Consider the following 3,315-nt stretch of genomic DNA (forward strand, 5'->3'; position numbering starts at 1 on the left):
TGCCTTCACACCTATAATGGCACACCAGCCCCGATCATCCGGAGAATGCACTGTGTCGACTGAACCTTTCAATCCTGGTTATTACACCGAACATGAGCTGAATAGTTTCGGCTTCAAACACGTCGGCAGGCAGGTCATGGTGGCCAAAAATTGCACCATTATTGGCCTGCACAATATCACTCTTGGCGATCACGTGCGCATCGACGGATTCTCGACCCTCGTGGCTGCCGGCGATGGGTATCTGACGCTTGGCTCCTACATTCATATTGGCGGTTACTGCGCCGTACTGGCGGGTGCCGGTGTGGAAATGGAGGATTTCTCGGGGCTTTCACAGGGCGTAAAAATCTACTCGAAAAGTGATGACTATAGTGGGGAATTCATGACCAATCCCACCGTGCCTGCCCACCTGACCGGCGTCACCTCGGGGAAAGTGGTGCTGGGCCGGCATGTCATCGTCGGTTCGCAATCCATTATTATGCCGGGCCTTACGCTGGCAGAGGGAACCGCAGTAGGCGCCAATTCACTGATAACGCGCGATACCGAAGCGTGGTCGATCTACTTCGGCTCGCCCGCTAAAAAGATTAATAGCCGGCAGCGAAACCCGCTGGAACTGGAAAAGCAGATCTCGCGACCGAACGGGTGATGAGGGCATCCCTGCCCGCCTGAATTACAGATACTTCTTCGCCAGCGCAATAAGTTCATCCTTCGCGGCGCTGCCCAGCTTCAGCACGCCCTGTTCAACAAAGCTGAAGGCCTGGACAAAGTCCTTCACCCCGGCGCTGATATCCTGCGCCACCGCATCGCTGGCGGCGGTCGCAGCAGCCGGCGCGTCGGGGACAGCAACCGGTGCGGCGGCCTGCGCGTTGCGCACACCAGGCGTGGCGGCCGCTGAGGCGCCTGCGCTGGCCGAGCCGTTCGCCAGCGTATCCTGCGTTGCCAGCTGCTGATCGAGATCGACCGGAGCATCCGCATGAAACGGTTGCTCAGCGCTGGCGGGCGCTGCCGGTTGCGCAGCTGGCGTTGCGGCTGCCGGCGGCGTTGCTGGCTGGGCAACGCTATCAGTTGCGCTGTCAGCGGCAGCTGGCGCGCTGGCCGTTTCGTTGGCAAAACTCTCCAGCGGTGACAATTCCTGTTGCGCCGCAGCGCTGGTTGGGTTGATAACAGTTTGATCGCTCATAATTTTCTCCTTATTGCTAAATAAAGACCGCAGTTGCTGCAAACGGACTGCGATCCGCTCGGTAATTCGCATCAGGTCCTCCTTAGCGCCGCGGCTGTGGCGCGGTTTGCTGACCGGCCGGCGGCGTGGAGGGCGTTGAGGTATGGCTGGCGCTGCGCGGCGGCTGGGCATCCAGCTTTTTCTGCAGCTCAACCAGCTGGCTGGTCAGTTCGGCGACCTTTGCTTCGCGTCGATCGGAGATGGCCCGGTACTGCTGGCGAATCTCCTCCACGCGCCGGTTGGCGTCGTTATTGACGTAAAGAAACAGAATGGTCATCGCCACACACAGCAGCGATAACAGCATCAGCAGGCCACCCAGCATCAAATGACGGCGGTGGCTTCGCACCAGCAGTTCACTGTTTATCTGCACCATCGCGGTTCTCCTCCAGAGTGGTGATCAATTGATTAATCTGGCTGCGAAACTTATCGCTGTGCTCGGCTTCGGTGGTCGCCAGCAGGATACCGAGTGCGTTCTTGATCAAACGCAGATCGGTCTCCAGCGATGAGATACGCCGCAGGTTTTTGTCGTGACGGATACGCAGTTCATCGTTTTCCTGGCGCATCAGCGCATGGCTCTCCTTGAGAAGCAGCACCTGCTCTTTGTAGCTGGTGATGATCTCGCCGCCCGCGCGATTGCTGGTGACGATAGACGCGATCCCCGCCATCAGGGGTTTCCAGAACACCGCTGCCGCGCCACCGCCAAGCAGCAGTGCGCCTACGCTGGTGACCAAACTACTCTCCATGCCCTACCTCTCTCACCTGGCGAGGGTTAGCCGGACAACCCGCTGACCTCCCTCGCCAGTATCACGGCCAGCGGCATATTTAAGTTTACTTTAAATAATGATTTTAAGTATACTTAAGTAAAGCCTGGAGGAGTTGTCAAGATGATGAAAAAAGAATCTGGTGGTGAGCGCATTCGCCAGCGCCGTAAGGCACTGAAATTAACGCAGCAGGCACTGGCCAATGGCATTGGCGTGTCACACGTTGCGGTTTCGCAGTGGGAGAAAGAAGAGACGGTGCCGCGTGGTGAGCATCTGCTGCGGCTGGCGGAGTTGCTGCAGTGTAGCGCGGCGTGGATTATTGATGGCGACGGCCAGCCGTTTGCAAGTACGCACGCTTCCCCCGCTCTCACTGCCGTGCCGCTGGTCACGCTGGTGCAGGCCGCGGACTGGCTGAATGAGCAGCGACTGCAGTGGCAGCAGCAGGCTGTTCGCTTTCTTTACAGTGACGAAGCGCTGAGCGACGGTGCGCTGGCGGTAACGCTGGAAGATGACGCCATGAACCCGGCGTATCGCGCCGGCGACCGGTTGATTTTTGATCCGCAACGCGTGCCCCAGCCGGGCGATGTGGTGCTGGCGCGGGTTGACGACGTCGCGATGGTGCGAATTATTCGGATGCACGACGAGCAAATTTTCTCGTTACGGCCGCTGAACGAAGATTTTCCCGTGCAGCAGAGTCAGAAAAGTACGCTGGAACTGATTGGCACGCTGGTGGAAATGCGGCGGCGCGGCAGCCGCTGAAGCAGCAAAAAACCCGCCACGCGGCGGGTCAAATCCAACAAAAGACTACGGCAAAAATCACAACGTGTCGGTGAGATGATCGACGATCACCCTTCCCTCGGGATCGGTTTGCGTTATACGGTAACTAACGCGATAAGAGCGACGGTTACTCAGTTTATCGAACAGCGCCACGCTGCCCTTTTGCTCACCGTTGGCACCGACAATGTGCCATTCGGTGACATCTTCCTGTCCACGGTTATGCAGGCGTAACAAGCTCTGCTCAACTAAACGATCGCTTTCATCAATCTTCAAATAATCACGCAACATCTTTATCACCTCCGGTTAACCCGGCTAACGATACGCTTTTCATTTATCCCTTCAATCGAATTTATTTATCGTTAACCTCGCTGACCAGCGGTTGAGTAAAAATTCCACCTGACGTGCCCTGCCAGCCGCTTCGGTTAAGTGGAATTTAATAAAATAGTTAACGATTACGCGTCTAAGCGCTGGACAGATCCTGCCGTCTGGCTGTTAATGTAAGGCAAAATAACGATAGCGCCGGACAATATAATGCTGCCTACCATCCTTTACCGCAGCCAC

Annotated in this window: 6 protein-coding genes; 2 read left to right on the forward strand and 4 right to left on the reverse strand. The window is 56.9% G+C overall.

Annotated elements, in window-relative coordinates; translation table 11 throughout:
• Nucleotides 1–16 precede the first annotated feature (16 nt).
• Nucleotides 17–643 (forward strand): acyltransferase, encoded by a 627-nt coding sequence (locus QMM04_RS21640; protein WP_282997006.1) that lies wholly within the window; start codon nt 17–19, stop codon nt 641–643.
• A gap of 24 nt (nt 644–667) precedes the next feature.
• Here QMM04_RS21640 and QMM04_RS21645 read toward each other — a convergent pair whose 3' ends face one another.
• The 3 genes from QMM04_RS21645 to QMM04_RS21655 form a co-directional block, all read right to left on the reverse strand.
• Nucleotides 668–1,177: a hypothetical protein gene (locus QMM04_RS21645; RefSeq protein ID WP_152999265.1), complete on the reverse strand. Its 510-nt coding sequence runs from the start codon at nt 1,175–1,177 to the stop codon at nt 668–670.
• A gap of 82 nt (nt 1,178–1,259) precedes the next feature.
• Complete coding sequence (locus QMM04_RS21650) at nt 1,260–1,589, reverse strand: hypothetical protein (RefSeq protein WP_127834273.1); 330 nt, start codon at nt 1,587–1,589, stop codon at nt 1,260–1,262.
• Nucleotides 1,570–1,959 carry a hypothetical protein gene (locus QMM04_RS21655; protein WP_031280179.1) on the reverse strand — a complete coding sequence of 130 codons (390 nt, stop codon included), beginning with the start codon at nt 1,957–1,959 and terminating at the stop codon, nt 1,570–1,572. The genes QMM04_RS21650 and QMM04_RS21655 overlap by 20 nt, the downstream gene beginning before the upstream one ends.
• Nucleotides 1,960–2,100: 141 nt before the next feature.
• Here QMM04_RS21655 and QMM04_RS21660 point away from each other — a divergent pair, with 141 nt between their 5' ends.
• A complete protein-coding gene (locus tag QMM04_RS21660) occupies nt 2,101–2,736 on the forward strand; it encodes a helix-turn-helix domain-containing protein (RefSeq protein ID WP_021509876.1) in 636 nt (211 codons plus the stop codon).
• Nucleotides 2,737–2,793: 57 nt separating this feature from the next.
• Here the strand turns inward: QMM04_RS21660 and QMM04_RS21665 are convergent, their stop codons facing one another.
• Entirely contained in the window at nt 2,794–3,042 is a 249-nt protein-coding gene (locus QMM04_RS21665) for a hypothetical protein (RefSeq protein ID WP_021509875.1), read from the reverse strand.
• Nucleotides 3,043–3,315 lie beyond the last annotated feature (273 nt).

This window comes from Pantoea sp. Pa-EAmG, assembly GCF_030024295.1.
Classification (GTDB): domain Bacteria; phylum Pseudomonadota; class Gammaproteobacteria; order Enterobacterales; family Enterobacteriaceae; genus Pantoea; species Pantoea dispersa.